At 54.4% G+C, this 22,410-nt stretch carries 14 protein-coding genes; 12 read left to right on the forward strand and 2 right to left on the reverse strand.

Going from position 1 to position 22,410, the window contains the following annotated elements; translation table 11 throughout:
* Positions 1-5 precede the first annotated feature (5 nt).
* Positions 6-1,883 (forward strand): heparinase II/III domain-containing protein, encoded by a 1,878-nt coding sequence (locus tag ACI1P1_RS08105; protein ID WP_416215862.1) that lies wholly within the window; start codon positions 6-8, stop codon positions 1,881-1,883.
* A gap of 385 nt (positions 1,884-2,268) precedes the next feature.
* Here the strand turns inward: ACI1P1_RS08105 and ACI1P1_RS08110 are convergent, their stop codons facing one another.
* A complete protein-coding gene (locus tag ACI1P1_RS08110; protein ID WP_416215863.1) occupies positions 2,269-2,535 on the reverse strand; it encodes a hypothetical protein in 267 nt (88 codons plus the stop codon).
* A 291-nt stretch (positions 2,536-2,826) separates the two neighbouring features.
* On the opposite strand from ACI1P1_RS08110, the gene ACI1P1_RS08115 reads away from it, so the two are divergent.
* The 6 genes from ACI1P1_RS08115 to ACI1P1_RS08140 all read left to right on the forward strand — a co-directional run bounded on the left by ACI1P1_RS08115 (position 2,827) and on the right by ACI1P1_RS08140 (position 10,316).
* A complete protein-coding gene (locus tag ACI1P1_RS08115) occupies positions 2,827-4,650 on the forward strand; it encodes a sensor histidine kinase (RefSeq protein ID WP_416215864.1) in 1,824 nt (607 codons plus the stop codon).
* A complete protein-coding gene (locus ACI1P1_RS08120; protein ID WP_416215865.1) occupies positions 4,622-5,395 on the forward strand; it encodes a helix-turn-helix domain-containing protein in 774 nt (257 codons plus the stop codon). The genes ACI1P1_RS08115 and ACI1P1_RS08120 overlap by 29 nt, the downstream gene beginning before the upstream one ends.
* A gap of 129 nt (positions 5,396-5,524) precedes the next feature.
* Entirely contained in the window at positions 5,525-6,886 is a 1,362-nt protein-coding gene (locus tag ACI1P1_RS08125; protein ID WP_416215866.1) for an ABC transporter substrate-binding protein, read from the forward strand.
* 87 nt (positions 6,887-6,973) lie between these two features.
* The gene (locus tag ACI1P1_RS08130; RefSeq protein ID WP_416215867.1) at positions 6,974-7,855 is read left to right on the forward strand and encodes a carbohydrate ABC transporter permease; all 882 of its coding nucleotides are present in this window, start codon (positions 6,974-6,976) and stop codon (positions 7,853-7,855) included.
* Between the two features lie 13 nt (positions 7,856-7,868).
* On the forward strand, positions 7,869-8,699 hold the full coding sequence (locus tag ACI1P1_RS08135; protein WP_416215868.1) for a carbohydrate ABC transporter permease: 831 nt from the start codon (positions 7,869-7,871) through the stop codon (positions 8,697-8,699).
* Between the two features lie 348 nt (positions 8,700-9,047).
* Positions 9,048-10,316, forward strand: a complete 1,269-nt coding sequence (locus ACI1P1_RS08140) for an anaerobic sulfatase maturase (RefSeq protein ID WP_416215869.1) — start codon at positions 9,048-9,050, stop codon at positions 10,314-10,316.
* A 356-nt stretch (positions 10,317-10,672) separates the two neighbouring features.
* Here the strand turns inward: ACI1P1_RS08140 and ACI1P1_RS08145 are convergent, their stop codons facing one another.
* The gene (locus ACI1P1_RS08145) at positions 10,673-11,683 is read right to left on the reverse strand and encodes a Gfo/Idh/MocA family protein (RefSeq protein WP_416215870.1); all 1,011 of its coding nucleotides are present in this window, start codon (positions 11,681-11,683) and stop codon (positions 10,673-10,675) included.
* Between the two features lie 170 nt (positions 11,684-11,853).
* On the opposite strand from ACI1P1_RS08145, the gene ACI1P1_RS08150 reads away from it, so the two are divergent.
* The 5 genes from ACI1P1_RS08150 to ACI1P1_RS08170 all read left to right on the forward strand — a co-directional run bounded on the left by ACI1P1_RS08150 (position 11,854) and on the right by ACI1P1_RS08170 (position 22,389).
* Entirely contained in the window at positions 11,854-12,063 is a 210-nt protein-coding gene (locus ACI1P1_RS08150) for a YneF family protein (protein ID WP_416215872.1), read from the forward strand.
* A 52-nt stretch (positions 12,064-12,115) separates the two neighbouring features.
* Positions 12,116-12,703, forward strand: a complete 588-nt coding sequence (gene folE, locus ACI1P1_RS08155; protein WP_416215873.1) for a GTP cyclohydrolase I FolE — start codon at positions 12,116-12,118, stop codon at positions 12,701-12,703.
* Positions 12,704-12,889: 186 nt separating this feature from the next.
* Positions 12,890-14,026, forward strand: a complete 1,137-nt coding sequence (locus tag ACI1P1_RS08160) for an acyltransferase (RefSeq protein WP_416215874.1) — start codon at positions 12,890-12,892, stop codon at positions 14,024-14,026.
* 264 nt (positions 14,027-14,290) lie between these two features.
* The gene (locus ACI1P1_RS08165; protein ID WP_416215875.1) at positions 14,291-15,538 is read left to right on the forward strand and encodes an S-layer homology domain-containing protein; all 1,248 of its coding nucleotides are present in this window, start codon (positions 14,291-14,293) and stop codon (positions 15,536-15,538) included.
* An 11-nt stretch (positions 15,539-15,549) separates the two neighbouring features.
* The gene (locus tag ACI1P1_RS08170; protein ID WP_416215876.1) at positions 15,550-22,389 is read left to right on the forward strand and encodes a glycoside hydrolase family 78 protein; all 6,840 of its coding nucleotides are present in this window, start codon (positions 15,550-15,552) and stop codon (positions 22,387-22,389) included.
* The last annotated feature ends 21 nt before the right edge of the window (positions 22,390-22,410 follow it).

Genomic DNA, 22,410 nt, shown 5'->3' on the forward strand with positions numbered 1-22,410 from the left:
TTTCCGTGTATAATTTCCGTGAAATCAGGGAGGCTATCTGCTCGGAGACAGCAGGGTGGACGGCTTCCCGGACTCCTTTCGGAGTGGACTGGAAGGAGAATCTGAGCAAGCTGAAGGCGCAGGAGGTTTTTGCCGGCTTTATTGAGGAAACGGTTGCAGAGGCCAAACGAGCGGTATCGGAGCCTGTTGGTGTGCTGCCTTTTTCTCTTTTTCACATGTACGAAAAGCAAGGGACCCGTCTGGAATATGAACGGCCGTACTTCGACCGCCGCCGCAGATTGGCCGGGTTGGTTTTCGCCACCCTGGTGGAGGAAACGGAAGAATACCTCCCTGCCCTGGAAGATATGATCTGGGAAATCTGCAATGAGTTCACCTGGTGCCTGCCGGCCCATCTGGAGCATGGTTTGGAAAAGGTGGCTGCTTTTACTCATGAGCCGGAGTCGGTTATTGACCTGTTCGCAGCCGAGACCGCCCACAGCCTGGCGGAGTGCCTGTATCTCCTGGAGGGCCGGTTGAATCCGTGGATTATTTACCGGGTAAAAAAGGAGATTGAAAAGCGGACGTTCCTCCCGCTGTACGAGGAGCCCGCCCGGTTCCGGTGGGAGTCGCAAACCCATAACTGGTCTGCGGTCTGCGCCGGAGCTGCCGGTATGGCCCTGCTTCTCCTGGAGACAGACAAGGAGCGGCTGGCCGGTGTGATCGACCGTCTGGTGCGCGCCATGGAATGTTACCTGGAGGGGTTCCTGGAAGACGGCGGCTGTGCAGAGGGCATCGGATATTGGATATATGGCTTTGGCTATTACACGTATTTTGCCGAGATGCTGGAGGCGTACACGGACGGGAAAATCCGGCTTTTGGACAATGAAAAATGCCGCCGGATCGCGGAATTCCCGCTGGCTATTTCGCTGTCTGACGATAGCTTCGTCAGTTTCTCCGACTACTCCGGCCGTACGGGACTCAGCCCGGGTTTGGTCTGCAAGCTGGCGGAGCGCTTTGGGCTGGAGGTGCCGTATATGTCCGCCCCCCGTTTCCACGGTGACCATTGTTACCGCTTTGCCCATCTGTCCCGGAGCTTCTTCTGGTCCAAGGGTGAGCTCATGGGCCACCATACCCCGGAAGGCGAGTGGGAGCTGGAGGATCTCCAGTGGGTGGTGAGCCGCCGCGAGATGGAAGGTGGCCTTGTGGCTTTCGCTGCCAAGGGCGGCCACAATGATGAGCCGCATAACCACAATGATGTGGGCAGCTTCATCCTTCACGTGAACGGCAGCAGTTTGCTGACGGATCTCGGTGCCGGGGTGTACACCAAGGAATATTTCGGGCCGAAGCGCTACACCTTCCTGCATAATGCCAGCCGCGGCCACTCGGTTCCGGTGATTGACGGGCTGGAGCAGCAGAGTGGGCGTGAGTTTGCGGCACGTGTGGTGGAGAAGGCTGTTGAGCCGGGTGCAGTCCGGCTGGTGCTGGATATGGCGGCGGCGTATCCTGCGCCTCACTTGACGGAGCTTCGGCGCAGCTTCGACTGGAAGGCCGCTTCGGGCGGGCAGGAGGGCACGCTTGTGCTCACCGACCGGTTCGGCTTCGAACAAACCCCGGCAGCTCTGGAGGAGGTGTTTGTCTCCCGGGCGGAGCCGGTGCTGTCGGCGGACAGCGTGGTGTGGCAGAGCGCCGGGGGTTCGGTGGCGCTGGCGTATGACGCGGCAGCTTTTGCGCCGGAGGTGGAGGTTATTCCCACGGAGGCGCATCAAGGGCAGCCGGTGATGGTGTACCGGCTGATGCTGAAGGCGCTGGAGCCGAAGGCGGAGACGGTATTCCGCGGCGAGTTCCGCGTGACGACCGCAGGTGCTGCCGGTGCTGCTGGAGCTGGCGAAGGCAGCGGGGAGTAGGGCGGCAGGCGCGGAGTAAGTGCGGAATAAGCTCAGCGCGGCCGGGAGCAGAGTGCTGCGGTGATAAGCGAAGAGCAACCGCGGCAGCGGGCGGAGCCTTATGGGCTCCGCTTTTTTGTGTTTACGAGAGTGTACATAGGGGGCAACAACTCCCAGCAACCCGGCAGCTCCAAGAAACCCCAGGTAAGCCTAAGTAACCCCGAGTAACCCCGAGTAACCCCGAGTAACCCTCTGCCAGCTCTCCGGCATTGCTGCATTGCACTTCTCGCGGCACCTCACAGGGCAATGAACCAGCACACTTATTTTCCACAACACCTCGAAATGCAAAACTGCAGTTATTTCCGGCTACACCCCCGGATGCGTACCCCCAAATGCAAAAGTGCATCTATTTCCCGGCTAAACGAGTGGTTTGCCTGGTTGCCGCTAAAATAACTGCACTTTTGCAGTAAAAGCTGCCATTTAGCCGGATATCTGCAAAATTAACTGCACTTTTGCATTTCGGATGATTCGTTGCATCCCCTGCATCCTCCCAAATCGCCACCAACGCCGCCAACGCCACCAACGCCACCAACGCCATCAAAGCCACCAACGCCACCAACGCCATCAAAGCCACCAACGCCACCAACGCCACCAACGCTACCATTGCCAACATATCGCTCACATCCCATCACCAACCCCACCACCCTTAGCTCTTATCACTCACACTATCGCCCAATACCGCCCAATATCGCTCCCACAGCCAACAAACCTCCATCCCATCCTCCCTGTCCTTCGGTGATCGCGTAAACGAAACTGCATCTGCTCCCTCACAACAGCCTTTACGAAGCTGACGACGGGTTGGAGGCTTTGCCCGCTCCTTCCTGCAATCGGATATTTACAGCCCCGCCCGGATGCGGAATAATGAAGAGGCGGAACCTGCAGTCAAGAAAGGGGCGACCTGCACATGATGCATTCCCTGCTGGAAAAGCTACTGCCCAACAGCCTGAAGAACCGGCTGGTTTCAGTTTTCCTGCTGTGCATTCTTTTGCCGCTGATTATGTTAAGCGTTTACATGTTCAACTCCGTGGAGCGGGTGCTCCAGGATAAGGCCAACGAGCGGGACCGGGAGCAGCTGTTTTCCCTGCGCCAGCGGCTGGAGGATCAAAGCGGTATCCTCGTCAAAACCTGGACGCTCATGGACCAGGATCCGGGTCTGGAGGACATGCTCCTGCACCCGGATAGCTACGAATGGAGCGAGCTCAAGAAACGGATTGAAGGCAAGTTTTACAGCATCTCCAACAGTTTTTTTCTCACCGGCTCCCAGGTGTATTACACGCTGCTGGACCGGAAGGGGAATATTTATACCTCGTTTTATCCTGAGGAGCCCATCCATTACGACAGGCAGATGAGCGAACCCGGCTTCCAGGGAGTGCTCCGGGGGAATCAGCGGTATCTTTGGGTTACCAACGATACCAACTACGTCAAGCGGGATGTGAACCGCAGCGCCAGAATGGTCTCCCTGTACACTGCCCTAACCAATGACTATGAAGAGCTATTCGCGGTGCTCCGCATCAGCATGGACTATGAGGAATGGTTCCAGCGGGCCATTGAAGCTTCGGACCATAATGCCGGAGGGGTGTATTACGCCATCGCCGACGGAAGCGGCAGCACGGTGTTGTCCTCGCTCCCCGACAAGAGCCTGCCGCAGGAAAGCTTCCTCCGGGCCACCGCCCGCACCGGGGAAGAATCCGGCATCAGCTGGCGGGATGAACAAGAGGGCATTCTCTACACCGCCGCCTATATTCCCTCCTTGGACTGGTACGTGGTCAAGGGCACCCCGCTTTCTCTTTTGTTCGCCGAGATTAACCAGATGAAGGGCCGGTTTTTTGTGCTTTTCGCAGTGTTCATGGGCCTGGCCATTGGGGTAACCGTGGTTCTGTCCTCAGGCATAACCCGTCCCTTGTTCCGGCTTCAGCGGAAAATGGAGATTGTGGCGGGAAGCGATCTGAAGGCGGTGCTGCCCGAAAGCAAAAGCACGGAGGAGGTCCAGTCTCTGACCCGCAGCTTCAACCGGATGGTCAAGGATATCCACGATCTGGTCAACCGGCTCAAGCTGGAGGAGCGGCAGAAGCAGGCGATCCGGTTCCAGGTGCTGCTGTCCCAGATGAACCCGCATTTTTTGCTGAATACGCTGAATACCATAAAAAGCATTGCCATGCAGCGGGACCAGGACGATATCCACGATATCTGTGTATCCTTGGGGAAACTCCTGGAATCCGGCCTGAATCTGGATGTGGATCTGATCCATCTCAAGGAGGAGCTGGGGCTGGTCAGCGCATATATGCAGATCCAGAACTCCCGGTTCGGCCACCGTTTCGGGATGGACCATGAGATGGATCCGTCCTTGCATTACGCTCTGATCCCGAAATCCTCTCTCCAGCCTCTGGTGGAAAATGCCATTGTACATGGCTTCGGACATTCTGCAGCGGAGTCGGGGAATATCCGCATCCGGGCTTACCGGGATGGGGAGCGGCTTGTTATTGAGGTGGCGGATGATGGAATCGGCCTGGAGGCGGCTGGAGCAAGACCTAAGCGCCGGGCCAATGCCGGGGTAGGTCTCTCCAACCTGAGAGAGCGCTTGAGTCTGCTGTACCAGGACAGGGCGGCGCTGTCCCTAGAGCCGCTCGAAGCAGGCACATTGGCGAAGCTGGAGCTGCCCCTGCTAATGGCTACACCATACCGGAAGGAGGACGAAGCCCATGCGGACCGTGCTGTTGGTGGAGGATGAGGATCAGGCCCGGGGGTATGTGCGCAAGGTTCTGGAAAAGCTGGACGCGGGTTTTGTGGTGGCCGGTGAGGCGGTGAACGGGCAGGAGGGACTGCGGCTTATCGGCAGTCTGCAGCCGGATCTGGTCATTGCGGATATCGACATGCCGGTGATGGATGGGGTGGAGCTTTTGAAGGCTGCCCGCCGTGAGGGGTTTCAGGGGCGTTTCCTGATGCTGACATGCCTCAGCGATTTCGAATATGCCCGGCAGGCGTTGGAATTCGGCGCATCCGGATATCTGTTGAAGCTGTCCATGGATCCTGAGGCGCTGAGGGCCAATCTGGACCGCATCGAGGCGGAGCTGGCCAGCCGGGACCAGCTGAAGAAGCTGGACCGGGTCTGGTCCACCCTCCCTGCCAAGGACCCCGGCCAAGGGGCAACGGACCATCCCGATATCAACAGGGTGATCGTGTATCTGGAGGAGCATTACCGGGAGGAATTCAGTCTGAAGCGGCTGGCGGAATTGGCCTGTATGGAAGCCAGCTACCTGAGCGATCTGTTCAAGAAAAAAACAGGCGCCACCCTGACCCAATACCACCAGCGACTGCGGGTGGAGGCTGCCGCTTTAATGCTGCGGGAAACTGCCCTGCCCGTGACCGAGATCGGGGAGCGGGTGGGTTTTTCCGGGGACAGCTATTTTATCAAAATCTTCAAACGCTGGACCGGCAAAACCCCCGCCGATTACCGCAGGAGCGCGGAGGTCTGAGCTTCCGTTATTTCACCCTTACTACATCCAAATATCGTTGCATCATTCTCCAAACCCCGTATCTGCCCTTCGTGTGGGGACAGATGATAAGATGAACTCAAGATGACCGAACCAAAAGGGGATGAAACCATGATAAAAGCAAAATGGTTGGCGGGTGGAATGGGTTTGGTAATGGTGTTGGGCATGGCGGCAGGATGCGGTGGAAGCGGGGACAGCAGCAGCAGCGGCGGGAAACAGTCGGCTCCAGCGGCAACGACAGGTGCCTCCCAAGCACCGGCGGCCTCCACCGCCTCCGGTAAAACCGTGAAGCTGAAGATGTGGGGAGGCGTGCCGGCGGAGTCTGGTCCCCAAGCAGTGGTAGAGGCATGGAACAAGCAGAATCCGGATATCCAGGTGACCTATGAGCGTTTTGTCAACGACGATCCGGGGAACCTGAAGCTGGATACGGCCCTGATGACCGGCCAGGATGCCGACCTCTTCGTCAACTATTCCTACTCCCGCCTGCAGAAGCGGAAGGATGCTGGGCTGGCCTTGGATTTAAGCGCTTACAGTGATTATAACGTGGATGACAAAATGGGTCCTGACGCCAAGCTATGGCAGATTAACGGCAAATATTACGGCATTCCCACCAAGAAGAATATGTCCTTCGTTTGGCTGAACAAGGATGCGCTGGATGCGGCAGGTCTTGCCGTTCCGGCTCTGGACTGGACCTGGGACGACATGAAGGAGTATGCCGCCAAGCTCAAAACCGACAAACGCTGGGGGCTCCTCCAGCATGAGGCCAACTACATGGAGCAGGTGGATTCCGGTACGGCTGCGCTTGGTTTCGTGAAGCCGGACGGCACCTCCAACCTGAACAATCCGCTGGCCGCCAAGGGGTATGAGGTGGCCTACGAGATGCAAAAGGCCAAAACCATGCCTGCCTACGGGGAGCAAATGACCTCCAAAATGCCCACGGATACCATGTTCCTGAAGGGTGAAACAGGGATGCTGTACGCAGGGGAGTATATTTTCCGCAACGCCAATAATCTCAAGGATAATCCCCGCAGCTTCAAAATCGCCTTCGCCACGGTGCCGAAGCTGAGCAAAAACGCCAATGAATTCAAATATCCGGCCGGTCTTGGGGACGTGGTGTCCGTCAATGCCAAATCCCCCAACAAGGAAGCCGCCTGGAAGTTCCTGAAGTGGTACGCCGACGGCGGAATGATGCCGATGGCCTCAGGGGGACGGATTCCCTCCTCCAAGGCGGTGAATGCCGATGACGCCATCAAGCTTCTCCTGAGCGGCGTGGACAGCACCTATGACCTGGATTCGCTGAAAAAGGTTGTCTTTGGCACCTTCCCCACCTATGTATCCAGCCTGGAGCAGCAGGTCATCGATCTGCGCAAGGAGGAGTACGAGAAGTACCTCCTGGGCAAGCAGGATCTGAAGACCACTCTTGAGACCATGGCCAAACGGCATAACGATTTCCTCAAACAAAACAAAAAATAAACCGGTTATCGCGTTAGGGAGGGCGTTCCCAGGTGGACCCTCCCTTTCCTTTACTCAAAAACCGGCTGCGGATGGAGGAGTTTCCCAATGGGTGGAAATTGGATGAAGCGGCAGCAGAGAATGGGATACCTGTTTATTCTGCCGAACATGCTGGGCATTATCGTGTTTTTTCTGATTCCGGCAGTGTTTTCCTTGGGTTTGACCATGACCAATTATCAGTTTGCCAACCCCAACTACCGGTTTATCGGCTTGGACAACTTCACGCGCTTGTTCCAGGACGAGAAGTTCATCATAGCCATCAAGAATACACTGCTTTATCTGGCGGCGGTACCGGTTTCCCTGATCGGGGCCTTCCTGGTGGCAGTGGCGCTGAACCGGAGCGTTTATTTGAAAAGTATGCTGCGCTCCATGTACTTCATGCCCTATATCACCAGCGGGGTAGCCGTAGGCTTCGTCTGGATGCTGCTGTTCCAGCCCAGCCAGGGCCCTATCAACGGGGTGCTGCGGGCATTGGGGATGACGAATCCGCCGGGCTGGTTTGCCTCCACGGATACGGCCATGCTGGCGCTGAACATCATCGCCGTGTGGGCCACTCTGGGCTACAACATGATCATCTACATGGCGGCTCTCCAGGAAATCTCGCCTGAGCTTTTGGAAGCGGCCCGGATGGACGGGGCCCGCACCTGGACCCTGGTCCGCCGGATCATCTGGCCTCTGGTCAGCCCTACCACCTTTCTTTTGCTCATCACCGGATTGATCGGCGCCATTAAATCCTTCGGGATTATCCAGGCGATTACCGGAGGGGGACCCGGCAGCAGCACCACCGTGATGTCCCTGTTCATCTATAAAACCGCCTTCAGCTATTATGAAATGGGCTATGCCTCCGCCATCTCCTGGATGCTATTCGCCTTCGTGCTGGTGATTACGCTTGTCCAGTGGTATGGCCAAAAAAAATGGGTCCATTATTAGGAGGGATGAGTTCATGACAAAGCAGGCTTCTTTGGCCAAAAAACTGGTGTTTACGCTGCTTCTGAGCATCCTGGGCCTGGGCATGGTGCTCCCTTTCCTGTGGATGATCAGCACCTCCTTCAAAACGCCCAATGAGGTGTTCGACTACAGCCGCTGGCTGCCCTCCACGCTGGAGCTGAAGCATCATATCAAGGTGTGGACCGGCGCCAACAGCTTCGGCACGTACTATCTGAACTCTCTGAAGATCGCTTCTATCAATACAGTAGGGGCCACCTTTCTGTCAGCCTTAGCCGCTTACGGTTTTTCACGCATCGAATTCAAGGGGCGCGATACACTGTTTCTGCTGTACCTGTCCATGATGATGATTCCGCCTCAGGTGCTGTTTGTGCCCAAGTTCATCATGTTCGATTGGATGGGCATCTACAACACCCATTGGGCGCTGATTCTGCCCGGCCTGTTCACCATCTTCGGCGTGTTTATGCTGCGGCAGTTTTTTATGGGCATTCCCAAGGAAATTACCGAGTCGGCTTTTATCGATGGGGCGGGGCATGGGCGGATCTTCTTCCGGCTGATGCTGCCTCTGGCCAAACCGGCGCTGGCGACGCTAGCCATACTGGACTTCTCGTGGAACTGGAACGACTTCGAGAATGCGCTGGTGTTCCTCACGGACCGCAGGCTGTACACCGTACCCCTGGGCCTGCAAAACTTCGTGCTGGAGTACAATGTAGATTACAACGGTATGATGGCGGCGGCTTCGGCGGGAATTCTGCCTATGCTGCTGGTGTTCCTGGCCGGGCAGCGATTCATTATCCAGGGGCTGTCGGGTACGGCGGTGAAGGGGTAGGGGGAGTAGCAGGAAGAAACGGGATTCTAACGGAAGCAGGAGCCGTTATTATGCCTGATTTTGGTCCTCTCCAGTTCTAACGGCGGTGAGCGCTCTTATTGATGGGCATTTTGGTCAAAACATACCGTTTTGCGCGAAATAGCGTCTCTCAACGCCGTTAGAATCTGGAAGCCCCGCTTTTGGAGGCAAATAGCGTCTCCTGCCGCCGTTAGATCTGGCGGTTTTTTTGTTTGTTGCTTTGCTGCGAGTAACAGCTCTAATTATTTTCAGTACCGAATTACAACTGTAGGGTGATAGAATGGGGGAAAGCATCATGCGTAAGACTCTCTGCTAAAGGAGGTGCCTGCAATGGCCGGCAGTTGTGCTGCTGAGTTTCAAACCAAGGACATCGGAGTCATGTGGAAGACCGTCTCGGAGGCGTGCAACCTGGCTTGCGATTATTGCTATTACAGCACCTGCGGCGGCAAGCCGGGGGCGGTAAACCGCATCGACTCCGCGCTTTTGGAGCGGTTTATAAGCCAATTTATGGCCCGGTCTAACGGCCAAGCTTCCTTTGCCTGGCAGGGAGGGGAGCCCTTACTGGCCGGATTGGATTTTTTTAGGGAGGTGGTATCCCTCCAGGCCAAATACGCTCCACCCGGCACCGTCATCAGCAATTCGCTGCAAACCAATGCCACATTAATCACGCCGGAATGGGCGCAATTTTTCAAACGCTATCACTTTCTGGTAGGGGTCAGTCTGGATGGGCCGCGGGAGATTCATGACGCCCGCAGGGTATATGCCTCCGGTGGGGGGAGCTTCGACCGGGTGATGCAGGGAATCGCTCATCTGCGGCGGGAGCAGGTGGATTTCAACATTTTGACGGTGATTCATGAGGGCAATGTAGACAAGGGCAAGGAACTGATGGACTTCTACAGGGAGCTTGGTTTTGGCTATGTTCAGTTTATCCCGGGCATGGATTTCCGGGCCCAGCAGGCGGACAAGCCGCCGTCCTTCCTGGTTACGCCGCAGCAGTATGGGCGGTTCCTGTGCCAGGTATTCGATCTGTGGTATAACGGAGGCCAGCCGGTGATTTCCGAGCGGTTTATGGACAATACCATGAGCGTTCACCTGGGTCGGCAGGCGGAGATGTGCACCCACAGCGCCACCTGCTCCAAAACGCTGATCCTCGAGCAGAATGGGGATGCGTATCCCTGCGATTTTTACATTCATGAGGATTACAAGCTGGGCAATGTGGGTACCCACTCTCTGGAGGAGCTGCTGGCAAGCCCGGTCTATCGGAGCTTTGCCACGTTGAAGCCCGAGCTGCCGGAGTCCTGCAAAAGCTGCGAATATCTGAGCTTCTGCTATGGAGGCTGTCCCCGGAACCGGCGGTGGGAGAAGGCGGACCCGGAGGGGCGGGGTGTGCCGCATCCGGATTATTTCTGCGCCAGCTACAAGGCCTTCTACCGACACTCCTTCCCGCGGATGGAGGAGTTGGCCCTTCAGCTGCGGAGGCAGTGGGCCAGGGAGTATGCGCAGACGGGCCTGAAGCTTCCCGGCCGCAACGACCTGTGCTTCTGCGGCAGCGGCAGGAAGTTCAAGGCCTGCTGCCAGCCGGCACTGGCCGGGGCGTAGCGGACGCGAAAAAACACTTCACCGTGCTGTGCGCAGGTGAAGTGTTTGTTGTGTGCGGGTGTGTGGATGTGCGGGGCGTCCATGCCGCTGGGGGGCGTGGTGAGCTGCCATATCCCTCGGTTTACCGCGTAACGGAACCCAGCGCCACTTAGAAGCTCAAAACCGGCGTTTTGGATTTGTAACGGAACTGGGCGACTCTTAGCAGGAGTTTTGGAGCGATAACGGCGCATTGTCCGCCTCTAAGCGACATATAGTTCCATTACATTTACCTGAGCCGCGTTTTGCGAGTTTAAGGGCTTCTGAGTTCCGTTACAGCAAAACGGCCCCTGTGCTGGCGCTGCCCACTCGTCTCCTCACTACTCCCCGATACTCACCGTCTTGCCGGTGGCCGCCGACAGGTTGGCCGCCTCCATCAGCTGGGTCAAGGCCCGGCCTTGGCCGATGCTGATGGTTGTCGGCGTGCCGTTTACCATATGATCGATCCATTGATCCACAGGCCGCGGCGGTGCCGGAGGAAGCTTGGCCGGGGACACCCAGCCCTCCTGGGCGCCAAGGCCCAACTTGGCGGAGCGGAAGCGGAACTGGAAGTCGTCCAGCATCAGGCAGCCCTCGGTGCCGCACACCTCCAGCGTAAAGGGACTGAGACGGCTGGCAAAACCCGCCTCCACCACAGCCAATGCGCCGTCCGGATACCGCAGCGTAACCACTGCGTTGTCCTCTACCTCCCGGCCGGTGACAAAGCCGAACTGGGCGCTGACCGCTTCCGGCATACCCAAGTAATAGTGGGCCAGGTACATGGGATGGCAGCCCAAATCAATCAGCGCGCCGCCGCCGCATTGCTCCTTATTGTAGAAATGGGGCGGAAGCCAGCCCTCCGCGGATTTTTGGTTAGGCAGACCGCCGTCATGGGCCAGTCTCACCCGCAGATACGTAATGTCGCCCAGCAGTCCGGCGTCGATGATATCCTTAACCTGCAAATTCGCTGCATGGGTAAGCCGGGGCAGAGAGATCATGAACGATTTGCCGGATTCCTCCACGGCTTGAATGATGCGGTCCGCCGCCTCCGTGGTAATGGCCAGAACCTTTTCGGTGAAAATATGCTTACCCGCCTTCGCGGCGGCGGTTAACACTTCCTCATGCATGGAGGACGGGGCATCCACGACAACAGCATCAATATCCGGATTGGCCAAAAGCGCTTCCAAGTCCTCATAAAAAGGCACTCCCAGCTTCTCCGCCTGCGCTCTGCCCCTCTCCGGAAGCTCATCCCACACGGCGGCAATGCGGCACTCGGGCCGGGCTTGTACCTGACGGGCGTAATCCTCCGCATGGACATGCCAATAGGACAGCATAGCAACTTGAATGGTCATAATTCCCTTTCCACCTTCCATTGATTATAGGCTGATTTTATCTTACCATGGGTGTTGCGGGGCGCACTATGACAGATGAAGTCTCATTTGTATGCGATCTTGCAACATGCTATGATATAGAGCGACAAAGCCGATGTACGTCGGACATTATCTGCAGGGAGTGTATACAAATGTGGAGTTGGATCATTCCAATCCTGACATTGATTGTAGGGGGAGCCGGAGGATTTGCCGGCGGTGTTTTTTATTTGAAGCGCCAAATGGAAAAAATGCAGTCGAACCCCGACATGCTGGCCAAAATGGCCAAGCAAATGGGCTATAACCTGAACAAGCAGCAGATGAACAAGGTCCAAAACATGATGAAGAACCAAAAATTCAGATAAATGAAATAGGACGGCACACAGCATGCCGCCGGCAAGACGGGAGAGTAAGCCTATGTCCACTGAATACAGAAATAAGAAGGTTGAGGAAAACCGCGAGCAGCTGGAGCACCATGTCCGGGAAATCCTGCGCCTGATTGGGGAGGATGTAGAACGGGAAGGACTTCTCGATACACCCGCCCGGGTGGTGCGGATGTATGAGGAAATCTTCGCCGGTTATTCCGCCGATCCTGCGGAGGTACTGGGTGTTACCTTCGACGAGCGCCACGAAGAGCTGGTTATCGTTAAGGACATTGTGTTTTACAGCCAATGCGAGCATCATATGGCGCCATTTTTCGGCAAAATCCATATCGGTTATATCCCCAGCGGCAAAATCGCAGGTTTGAGCAAATTTGCCCGTCTGGTGGAGGCGGTGTCCCGCAAGCTGCAGGTTCAGGAGCGGATCACCTCTGAAATCGCGGATGTGTTAAACCGGGAGCTGAAGCCCCATGGTGTGATGGTGGTGGTGGAGGCCGAGCATCTGTGTATGTGTGCGCGGGGCGTCAAAAAACCGGGCAGCAAAACCGTGACCTCTGCGGTCCGCGGTTATTTCCGCAACGATGCGCCTCTCCGGGCCGAATTTATGGCATTAATCAAGGAATAACACCACAGCTTTAGCGAGCTTCAGATGAGTCCAGGGGAGAGTGATCTCCTTCTGGGCTTTTTTTGATCCATCTGGGAAGATTTCCGACAAATTCCGACTTCCCTAGAAGGAAAATGGCCTGTATAATTAACAATCATTTATGCATTCTTGAACGAATCCGATAATCCGCAGAAGGGTGGGAGCTTAGTGACTGAATTGTCGAAGTCTGCAGCAGGCCAAAAGAAGACAAAGCTGCTGGAGCTGGACATTGTACGGGCCTTGGCTATTCTGGCGGTGGTGCTGATCCATGGCACATCCAGCGCAACGGTGGAGCCGACAGAAGGCAGTGCCTCACAGATTTTATTTTATATTCTGAACGTAGGCAGCTCGTTTGCGGTTCCGTTGTTTATTATGCTCAGCGGCATCGTGCTGTTTTATAGCTATGACGGCAGATGGAACGCCAGGACGGCTCTGGTTTTTTACCGGAGGCGGACCATCAGCCTGGTGATTCCGTATTTTATATGGGCCTTCTTCTATTATGGATTTAACCAATACATTAATACCGGGAAGATCGAGATGAATTGGCCGGATTTTTGGGGCAAAATAGGCTGGGCACAGTGGTCGTACCATTCCTATTTTATGCTGATTATTTTTCAGCTGTATCTTCTGTTCCCTCTATTTATGACTCTGGTAAACCGGGTGTCCTGGTTCCGGAAGTGGCTGCTTCCTTGTGGGCTTCTGATTCAGGAAGGGTTCTATGTGTACCGGCACTGGTTTAGTGATGGGGTTCCTTATTCCGACCGGATTGCGCCTACCTATATGGCATATTTCCTGATCGGCGGCGCCATCGGACTTTATTATCCCGTGGTCAAAAAATGGGTGGAGGAGCATAAGCTTCTGACGGGTGCCGCGTGGCTGCTTGCCGGCGTTTCCTATGTAAGCCTGTTTCTCTTCAGCCGGTATAAGCATATGTATGCGGAGAATACCTGGTATGAGGTGCTGTGGATGCTTTATGTTACGGCAGCGGCTTTATTCTTTATGCAGGTTGGCCGGTTTCTGCTGGCCCGGTTTCCCCGGTTGTCCAAGCCGATTGTGTCTATTGGGGTGTGCTCCTTCGGCATTTATCTGATCCATCCCGCTTTCCTGACACTTTTTACGGTGCATTGGAGCCATCCTACCACTATCCTGATGTATGATCTGTATACCTTCGGGCGGTACGCCGCCGTATTCGGTTCGTCTTGGCTGATTGTATATACGTATGGCAAGGTGGCGGGCCTATTCAAGCGGAGTCCGGAGGAGCAGGTAAACAAGGCTTATACACGCGGCAAGGCAACGGGATTATAAGCATCAAATTTTTTGGAGAAAAGGGTTGTCAAATGCTGGGGTAATTTAGTATAGTAAGACAAGGAAATATGCGGAAGAACCGCTCCGACGCAGCAGCAGGCTGCCAGGGGCGGTTTTTATTTTTTTATGGCATATTGGACGCTGTAAAAAGGTAGAAATATGGCGAAATATTGTCGGTTTGCATGAGACTGTAGACAACTCTCAGGATAAACGTGTCCAATAGAAAGAAGGGTTTACTGGGAAGAGATAAGGGAGGAATACATAGTGGAGCATGTGGGCAAATGGGCCGCGGGAATGACGGTTGCAGCGTTGTTGGCTGGAGGAAGTGCGGGGATTTGGCTGGGTAAGGATGCCGGAACCGCAACTGCGGCTGCTGCTGTGGCTGTGGAAGCTGCGGCTAACGTTGAGCTGCGGGATATCGCGGGACATTGGGCGGAAACGGCTATCCGCGGAGCGGTGAGCAAACAGTATGTGGATGGCTACCAGGACGGCAGCTTCTTGCCGGGCAGGGAGGTCAGCAGGGCGGAGTTCGTAAAGATGGCAGCAGCAGCGTTGAAGCTGTCTGTGGCCGAAAGCGCGGGCGGCAGTGATTGGTATCAGGTTTATGTAAACGCGGCTGTAGGGGCAGGGGTTCACCAATGGAGCGATTTTACCAGCGGGGACTGGAACACCCCCATGAAACGCTCCGAAATGGCCAGAATGGCCGTCCGCGCGTCGGGCCAGGACACGGAGGATAATCTGGAGTGGATGTACCTGGCCACCAAAGCCGGGCTCATCCAGGGAGTAGACGCAACAGGCAGCCTGGATGTAGACGGCACGACCACAAGGGCGCAGGCCGTGACCATCATCGAGCGCATACTGGCCGTCAAGGATGGCCGCGGCGACGAGATTGCGGCGCAGACTGATAAGCATGCGGTGAACCGGGCAGCGGTTCTGTGGCGGAAGACCAATATTTTTGAGGTGATGCCGCAATACTTCGGCAAGCTGCACCCCAGTAGCCAATGGGATCCGGACGATCTCTTTATTGAATCCGGAGACGGATTGTACCGGGCCGAACTGGACGCGATTTTGGCCATTGATCTGGAGGACACGGACGCGCCTTTCCTGGAGGAGCTACCGCCGGTGGAGACGCTGAAGTGGTACAACTACGAGACTTCGGCTAGCAGCCCGTATTTGACGAAGGGAATGCCTGCTTATCTTGTTTACTTTAAGGGTCGAACTGTATTCAATAAAGACCAGCATATTTATTACACACCGCTTGGTGATTTTGCATATGTAAGTGTTCTTGGTGCAGTTACAGATGATTTGGAAGCACGAAGCGCTGGCAATTTAGTCGGTTTGTCGAAAGTATTCAAAACCAAGTCAGGGGATATGCCGATTTCCATATTCCCTAAGAAGATGAAGACTGATGGAGGTCTTGAATTAAGGCTATACACGCCCAGTATTCCAGGTAATAAGGAATACCGGAAACAACTTCTATGGGCCGTGACGCCCGAATGGATAGGGCAATAGGAGGATATAGCATGCTTAGACGGGTGAAAAAGCATCCGAAAAAAGCAACGGCTCTTCTGGTTGTAGTGCTAGTGGTGACAATGCTGTCAGGCATTTTATGGCCCTCCGGCAGTGGCATTGTCCATGCCGAGAGCATCACCCTTGCGTACAGTGCCGACAGCTATTGGGATGGCTACGCCTACAGTAAATATTCTACCTTGGTCCCAAGCAATACTGTAGCCAAGGCTGGATATAAGATCAAATCCCTGAAAGTAATTAACTATCTAAATAGTCAGGTTGAGCAAACCCTCAGCCAAGCTGTTGGACAGAGCTCCTATATCCTCACCGAAAATCTTTTTGGCATCCGAACGAAGGTGACTTCTGTCCGGAATGAAACAACTAAGGGCTATTATGCTTGGTATCGGTATGCCAAGAGCGCCAACGGAGATAATTGGCATGCTAATTTTGCCCGGGTGGACGACAGCTACAACGAGTACGGAGACTCACGGACCAGTAAATCCACCGAACTGGATAGCTATGGGATGCCTAAGCATCCTGGTACAACGGATACAAACCTGAGCCTGACAGGCAGCCGAGAGAAGTCATTTTACACCGAAAGTGGCCAATGGGTGGACACGCCCTATATCAGCCATGAGGAGCTGACGGGGAAAGCTACGGTAAATGAAAACATTACCATTCCTGGTCCCGATGGAGAAGGTATTGTGGGGGAAGCAAAAGCAAATAAAATCTCCAACTATATTGTAGACGCCTTCCCAGATCTGAACCGGATCATTGTCCGGTTCGCCCAGGACTTCAATTACGTAGAAGACAACTTCAAACCTCTGGCCGCATACGGTGCAGCTCTCATGGTCTACTTCTCCGCCTTCACGGTAGACCTAGAGTCGTACACGTATCACTACCCGTACAAGCTGGACGTAGAATGGGAACCGATTGGTTCACCCACACCCAGCTCAAGTGCGACACCCACACCGACAACAGCGCCTACGCTGGATGATCTGGAAGTGGTATCTTTGTCATACGCTCCGACGGCCTTCACTGCCCGGGATGATGTGACTTTCACCTATGTTTTCAGAAACAACAGCAATCGGGGCTGGTCCAATTTTTACTATAGCATCAACGGAACTCATTATCTCTTTACCGGCACGTTGCCTGTGGGAAGCAGCCACACCGGTTCGCTCACCCGGAAAATAGACTCTCCCTTTACACTAACCGTGAAAATAGACAGCCGGAATGAAATCCCGGAATTTAACGAAACCAACAACGAAAAGACGGTAACGGCTGTTCCGAATGCGGTCGCGGATAATGATCCTCCCGAAGGCCGGCTCAAATGGTTTTACCAGGGGACGGACAGGGTTGCAGATACGGTGGTAGAGGGCACACCGGTTGATCTTAAGTATGTGGATGTGAAGGATCCGGATAATGATCCTGTTGGTTACCGGATGAACTTTAGCGACTGGAATTCGACCTTCTACAAAACGTATATGACCAATCGTTATACCTCGGGGGACGGCTACGATGTGTTCACCAATATCAGTACCGTTGGAGCAGTTGGTTATCATATTGCCCGCGGGCGGTTGGTGGATCCCTATGGGGGCTATACGGATCTAAGTGCCTCCTTGACGGTCATACCGCCGAATCCGGTTGCTATGTGTGAGGTACCATCCACGACGAAGTCCCGAAGGCCGCTGGCGGCTGGAGCCATTAACGCTAACAAGAGCTATAGCCCGTTAAACAGAACCATTGACCACAGCCGGGATGAATGGACCAACAACCTTCCCTTTTACATCAATGATACGGAAAGCGATACGATAGAGACCGTCATTCTGGAAAAGGTCTTTGACAATACCGGCTTGGCCTCCTTGAACCGTGATGCCTGCTCCATTACCGTAAAACCGGATCTGCCGCCCATTGCCAAGGTGGTTGCTCCCGCACTGGGGATTCGGGGTGAGGACTTTGAAATCATGAGCGAATCCCACAGTCCGGACGGAGATCCCATTGTGGAAGTGCTCTGGTATATGCGGTACGATGCCAATAATGACGGGGTGTTTAACAACAACACTGAACCCTGGACAGCCATCACCGGCACACCATCCAAATACATATTCCGCCCGACCAAAATCGGGAAGTACCAATTCAAGATTAAGGTGAAGGAGGATTATGGCAAGGAAGCCGAAGCGGTTTCGGGGATCATGGATGTGATTAACCTTGCTCCGGAGGTTAGCTTTGACTTAACCGGCTCTAATCCCAATCCGGACCAAAACATGCCGCAGGTGTTTACAGGGGACACCATCAAGAACACCTGGGAGCTATACCGCACCAACACCAATGTCCGGGTGAACCGGATTCCCACGTATCGGTGGCAAACTGCGAACGGTGCGCTTGTATCGGGAGCCGGCAAGAATAACGAGTCGTACAAATCGGATTATAATTTTGTGAATAATCCCAATGGTCCCGGAACCTATCAAAACTACACGACACCTTTGAATGATAATGGCTGGGGGCGAAATGGTCTATCCATTTATAAGGCTTTTACAGCACCCGAAAATGGGTATTCACAGCCCTTGTGGCTGCCGGATGCCAATGGAAAACCATCCACGTGGGTAGATGCGAAAACCACTCCCATTGTGAGCGATAAAACGTACCTGTTTGTCGGTAACACATTGGAGAAGCTGTATGCCCTGAACAAAAGTAAAATTGGCCGGTACGAAAGTAAATTGGAGATGGATTTTCAGTACAATACCGGTACCTACAAGGCGTACTGGCTGGATGGCAACCCGTATGATTATGTCATTGACCTTTCTAAAGTACCATCCTCCAGTATTGTCCAGACACGCACCATCCCCTTTTATAGGGATAGCGTCTATAGGTGGGAAACCACGGCCATGGATGCAATTCAAGCAGGGAATGCTTATGTGGCAGGTCCCTATATTTACTATGTATTTACAGTGAAAAAACCATATAAGGTGGTAGAGTCTGAGGATAGTGACGGATACTCCTATACGAATACGTTTTATGAGATCCAGCCCTACGGATGTTCCTTTAAGGCAGCCAATGCTGAACTGATCAGCTGCTTCCCGATGCCAGGTGAAACCTCGAATGGATCTTATGTATATAAACCCAAGGTAATCGTGAAGGGGCATAATCTGGTCACCCTTTTAAGCAATCCAACGGATGCAGCGGCAGTCCTTAATGGGTATTTCGGGCTCATTCAGCAAGAAACCGATGTAAAGGGGAACACGGTATCCACTACCTATAGTGATGGAAGCAATAACCCCACGGTGATGACGCCATACGAAAAGAAGACGGTACGTTGGCCAGCCACCGATACACCGGTCAGCTTTATCCCTCCGCAATATTCGGTAGCGGCTTGCAGCTTTACGGCAAAATTCGAAGATCCTTTCCGGGATGCCGAAGGAAATTTTTATATGTATGAAACAAAGTCATGTAGAGATGGAGATTCGGCAATTACACCCTTCGATTACAACATGCGGGCATATCCGGAATTGGGGTTGGGCTCGTATGTGGCGAAGTATGACCAGAATTACAAGCTGGTATGGCGGGCCCGGACCCGCGGCAATTTGTTCTCCTATACCCTCGTGGGATATGTCACGGATTACAGAGATAACGTCAGTACGATGGTGGTTAACTCCCTGAACCGGACTCTGGTGGCGAAAACGTTATATGTAACACCGGGTTCGTGGGGGGATAGCTACAGTGTCATTAATGATCTGATCGACTTGGATACGGGGGTTGTACAACCGTGGACCGGCCCCGTGTTAAATGGCATGTCCAGTACCCTGAAGGTGGACGCGTGGGGGAATTATACCTCTGCTAATGGCGCGTTCAATATTTTTGGTCAAAATGTGAATCTCAATCGGGCAGGGGGATCTAAATTAGCCGGGAATGTCAACCCATTTGCTCAGTCGTGGACGGAAATTGTGAGCCTCTCCAAATTTTATGAGGAGTTTGTAGGGGATGGATTGCTTCTTAGCGCCCATCAGACCAATAATTTAAGCTCCATGGGCTATAACAACCCGCCCAGCGGTTCAAGTGTATATTGGATCGACAAAGGGCCGGTTGCAGAGGCGGCAGCCATCCAGCCCCGGTACGATTACGGCCAGTTTATGTCCCCGGTTACCGCTGCGGATGCCGAGTTTTCGTTTGGCTTTACGACCGAACAAGTCAAGGTAGACAGCAGCCAGTTCGGATTTTCATTCCGGATGCAGGATCCTACCAATCGGCTTACGGTTGAGTTTGACGGGAACACGGTTTCCCTGAGTAAATACCAATGGGGGAACCGGTATGTACTCGCTTCTAATTCCTACAGCCTCCAGGATAACAAGGATTACAGCGTGAAGATCCGAACGGTGGGGAATAAGGTGAGTGTATGGGTGAACAAGGTGCCCTATTTCGTCGATGTGGCCGACAGTTCATTTTCTAGCGGGCGGTTTGGCCCCTTTTCGGATAAGTCCTTTGTCACGTTCCGGGGGATCTCCCATAAGGTTTACCAGGAAGCCAGCATCTGGGGATCGGACTTTGCGATTCTGGATGAAGCCGCCGGAGTGGCCCAACTGAACTATGACAACATTAACTTCATGGATCCGGAGCATGATCCCATGTCGGGCTCCTTCTTTTGGCAATACACCCATTCGCCGATGTTCTTGAATAATGGAGGCGTGTCGCCGTTAAATGGAAGCAGCTACAGCAGCGGTTTGCCCACTTTTGACCGGGTGGGACGTTGGGAGGTCAGTTTGATGGCCAAGGATGATCCGGCGCCTGAGCCGGGATATCGGTACCCGGACATGACCTTTGACGGCTACCGGAAAAACTCCAACAGCTTCAAACGAACCATCACCGTACACCGCAGACCTGTTAGTGTTCTCAACACGGCTCTAAATGGGAATACGGTGACCTGGAACGACAGCAGCTATGATCCGGACCGGTTCGATATCAACACGGGATATGCGGAGCCGGGGTATGCAGCCAACCGGGGGATTTTTGAAAGAAGGCATATTGCTATCTCTCCAAGTGGGGTCCAGTACAATTATATGGTGACCTCGTTGGATGAAAAGGGTACATGGACATTGGGGCTGCAGGTGAAGGATGAATTCGGGGCCTGGTCTTTCCTCGAAACAGCGCAAGTGGAGGTTGCCAAGAATGCCAACCGGAAACCGTCCGTTATTTTGACCAATCCAGCCGGTACGGAAGACTCGCCCACCTATCTGCCCGTAAATGTAAACCCCACGATCACGTGGACCCGGTCGGATTCGGACCCGGATACCTTGTATACGGCTTATGAGCTCGTAGCGGAAGCTATCTACACCGGAGGTTGGGGAGGGGTAAGCATCAGTGAGCGCATATCCGGTGCAAAAGCGGAGCTGACAAGAGAGGTTAATGGAAGCTTTTTTGCGTCACAGATCTGGGGGAATACGGCCACCAAGTATAGGGTGAAAATTCGGGTGAAGGACGAAACGGAATGGTCAGATTGGAGTAATGTGGGGTGGTTCAGCAGCATTCTGCCACCATCTGCTACCCTGACGTTCCCGTTGGGTACACAAGACAATCCCACTTACGTCCCCACCTTGAGGCCCACGATAACCTGGGACCAAAAAGACCCCAACTCCAACCAGGTTGTGGCACAAGAAATAAATGTATGGAATGAGAACGGGACGTTGTATTCCAATCAGGTGAGGAATGTAGCTTATGCGGATTATGCCAAAACCGCAGACAGCTGGCAGTTGAACACGGATGTACCCATGGGTGCAAAAATGCGTGTAACCGTGAGGGTGAAGAATTCCGCCAATGTGTGGTCGCCATGGTCCAATTCGGGATGGTTTATCACCAACCGGCCACCAGCCGCAAGTATGGCTGTGCCGGATGGATCGGAACATGCGCCGACGATGTTCAATACGCTGCGGCCAACCTTTGTCTGGTACCAAACCGATCCGGACCCGGGAACAGTGTTCACCTACTTCCAGATCCAGGTGACGAATGCGGCGAATACCGTTACGCTTTTGGACTCGGGTGAGTTTTGGCAAAATACATCCGCTGCAACCGGCAGCTGGCAAGCTTCAGCCGATTTACCAGCGGGGCAAAAGCTCCGGGTGCGGGTGAGGGTGTTTGATGGTCATGTGTGGTCGGATTGGTCTGCACAGACGTGGTTTTACATTAACCGGGCGCCGGTTGCAGATTTCGATTGGTCTCCTAAGCCGGTGTGGGAGGGGGATGCTGTCCGGCTGACCAGCCTCTCCTATGATCCCGACGGTGATGCTCTCACCTACCTGTGGCATATTGTGGGTCCGTCGGGCCAGGAGTTAACAGGCAGCTTGCCGGAATGGACAGGGGTGTGGACGGAGCCGGGAGGCTACAGGATAACCCTGACTGTGTCTGATGGCCTTGCGGAAGCATCAGCGCAGAAGACGGTGGAGGTGCTGCCCTTAACCATCGGAGCGGATATTCTTCATACCCCGGAGTGGCTTCAGTACCATGTGGAGCGGGGGCATGAGACTGCACATGCGCCTAAGGATTTTTATGCGGGGGAGAAGCTGCTGCTTCATGTCACCAGCGCTCCGGCGCCTGTCCGCATAGCGGAGGCGTACCTGGAAGCCACGGGGATCGGGGGAGACAGCATCCGGGTAGAGGTCCTGCTGGCCGCTGGGAGCACGCCTGTGTTGTTCCAGGGGGAGCTGTACGATCCGGTGATGGGTTCCTTGGATAACCGGCTGCCCGATGGTTTGCATGAGGTACATTTCCGCCTGGTTTACAGCAATGGAGTCGTGAAGGAAACCGCGGTGCCCTTCCGGATTATCGGGTCGGCATTGGGAGCAGTGGGGGTTCACCGGGTGCAATAAGCGGGTTGTAATTTCAGCACC

This window comes from Paenibacillus mesotrionivorans, from assembly GCF_046098205.1.
GTDB classification, from domain to species: domain Bacteria; phylum Bacillota; class Bacilli; order Paenibacillales; family NBRC-103111; genus Paenibacillus_AR; species Paenibacillus_AR mesotrionivorans.

Excerpts from the sequence above, each read along its gene's own strand:
- ACI1P1_RS08120 (WP_416215865.1), top strand. The coding sequence starts at position 4,622 with ATGCGGACCGTGCTGTTGGTGGAGGATGAGGATCAGGCCCGGGGGTAT.
- ACI1P1_RS08115 (WP_416215864.1), top strand. The coding sequence starts at position 2,827 with ATGATGCATTCCCTGCTGGAAAAGCTACTGCCCAACAGCCTGAAGAAC.
- ACI1P1_RS08145 (WP_416215870.1), bottom strand. The coding sequence starts at position 11,683 with ATGACCATTCAAGTTGCTATGCTGTCCTATTGGCATGTCCATGCGGAG.
- ACI1P1_RS08125 (WP_416215866.1), top strand. The coding sequence starts at position 5,525 with ATGATAAAAGCAAAATGGTTGGCGGGTGGAATGGGTTTGGTAATGGTG.
- ACI1P1_RS08140 (WP_416215869.1), top strand. The coding sequence starts at position 9,048 with ATGGCCGGCAGTTGTGCTGCTGAGTTTCAAACCAAGGACATCGGAGTC.
- ACI1P1_RS08110 (WP_416215863.1), bottom strand. The coding sequence starts at position 2,535 with ATGTTGGCAATGGTAGCGTTGGTGGCGTTGGTGGCGTTGGTGGCTTTG.
- ACI1P1_RS08130 (WP_416215867.1), top strand. The coding sequence starts at position 6,974 with ATGGGTGGAAATTGGATGAAGCGGCAGCAGAGAATGGGATACCTGTTT.
- folE (WP_416215873.1), top strand. The coding sequence starts at position 12,116 with ATGTCCACTGAATACAGAAATAAGAAGGTTGAGGAAAACCGCGAGCAG.
- ACI1P1_RS08170 (WP_416215876.1), top strand. The coding sequence starts at position 15,550 with ATGCTTAGACGGGTGAAAAAGCATCCGAAAAAAGCAACGGCTCTTCTG.
- ACI1P1_RS08150 (WP_416215872.1), top strand. The coding sequence starts at position 11,854 with ATGTGGAGTTGGATCATTCCAATCCTGACATTGATTGTAGGGGGAGCC.
- ACI1P1_RS08135 (WP_416215868.1), top strand. The coding sequence starts at position 7,869 with ATGACAAAGCAGGCTTCTTTGGCCAAAAAACTGGTGTTTACGCTGCTT.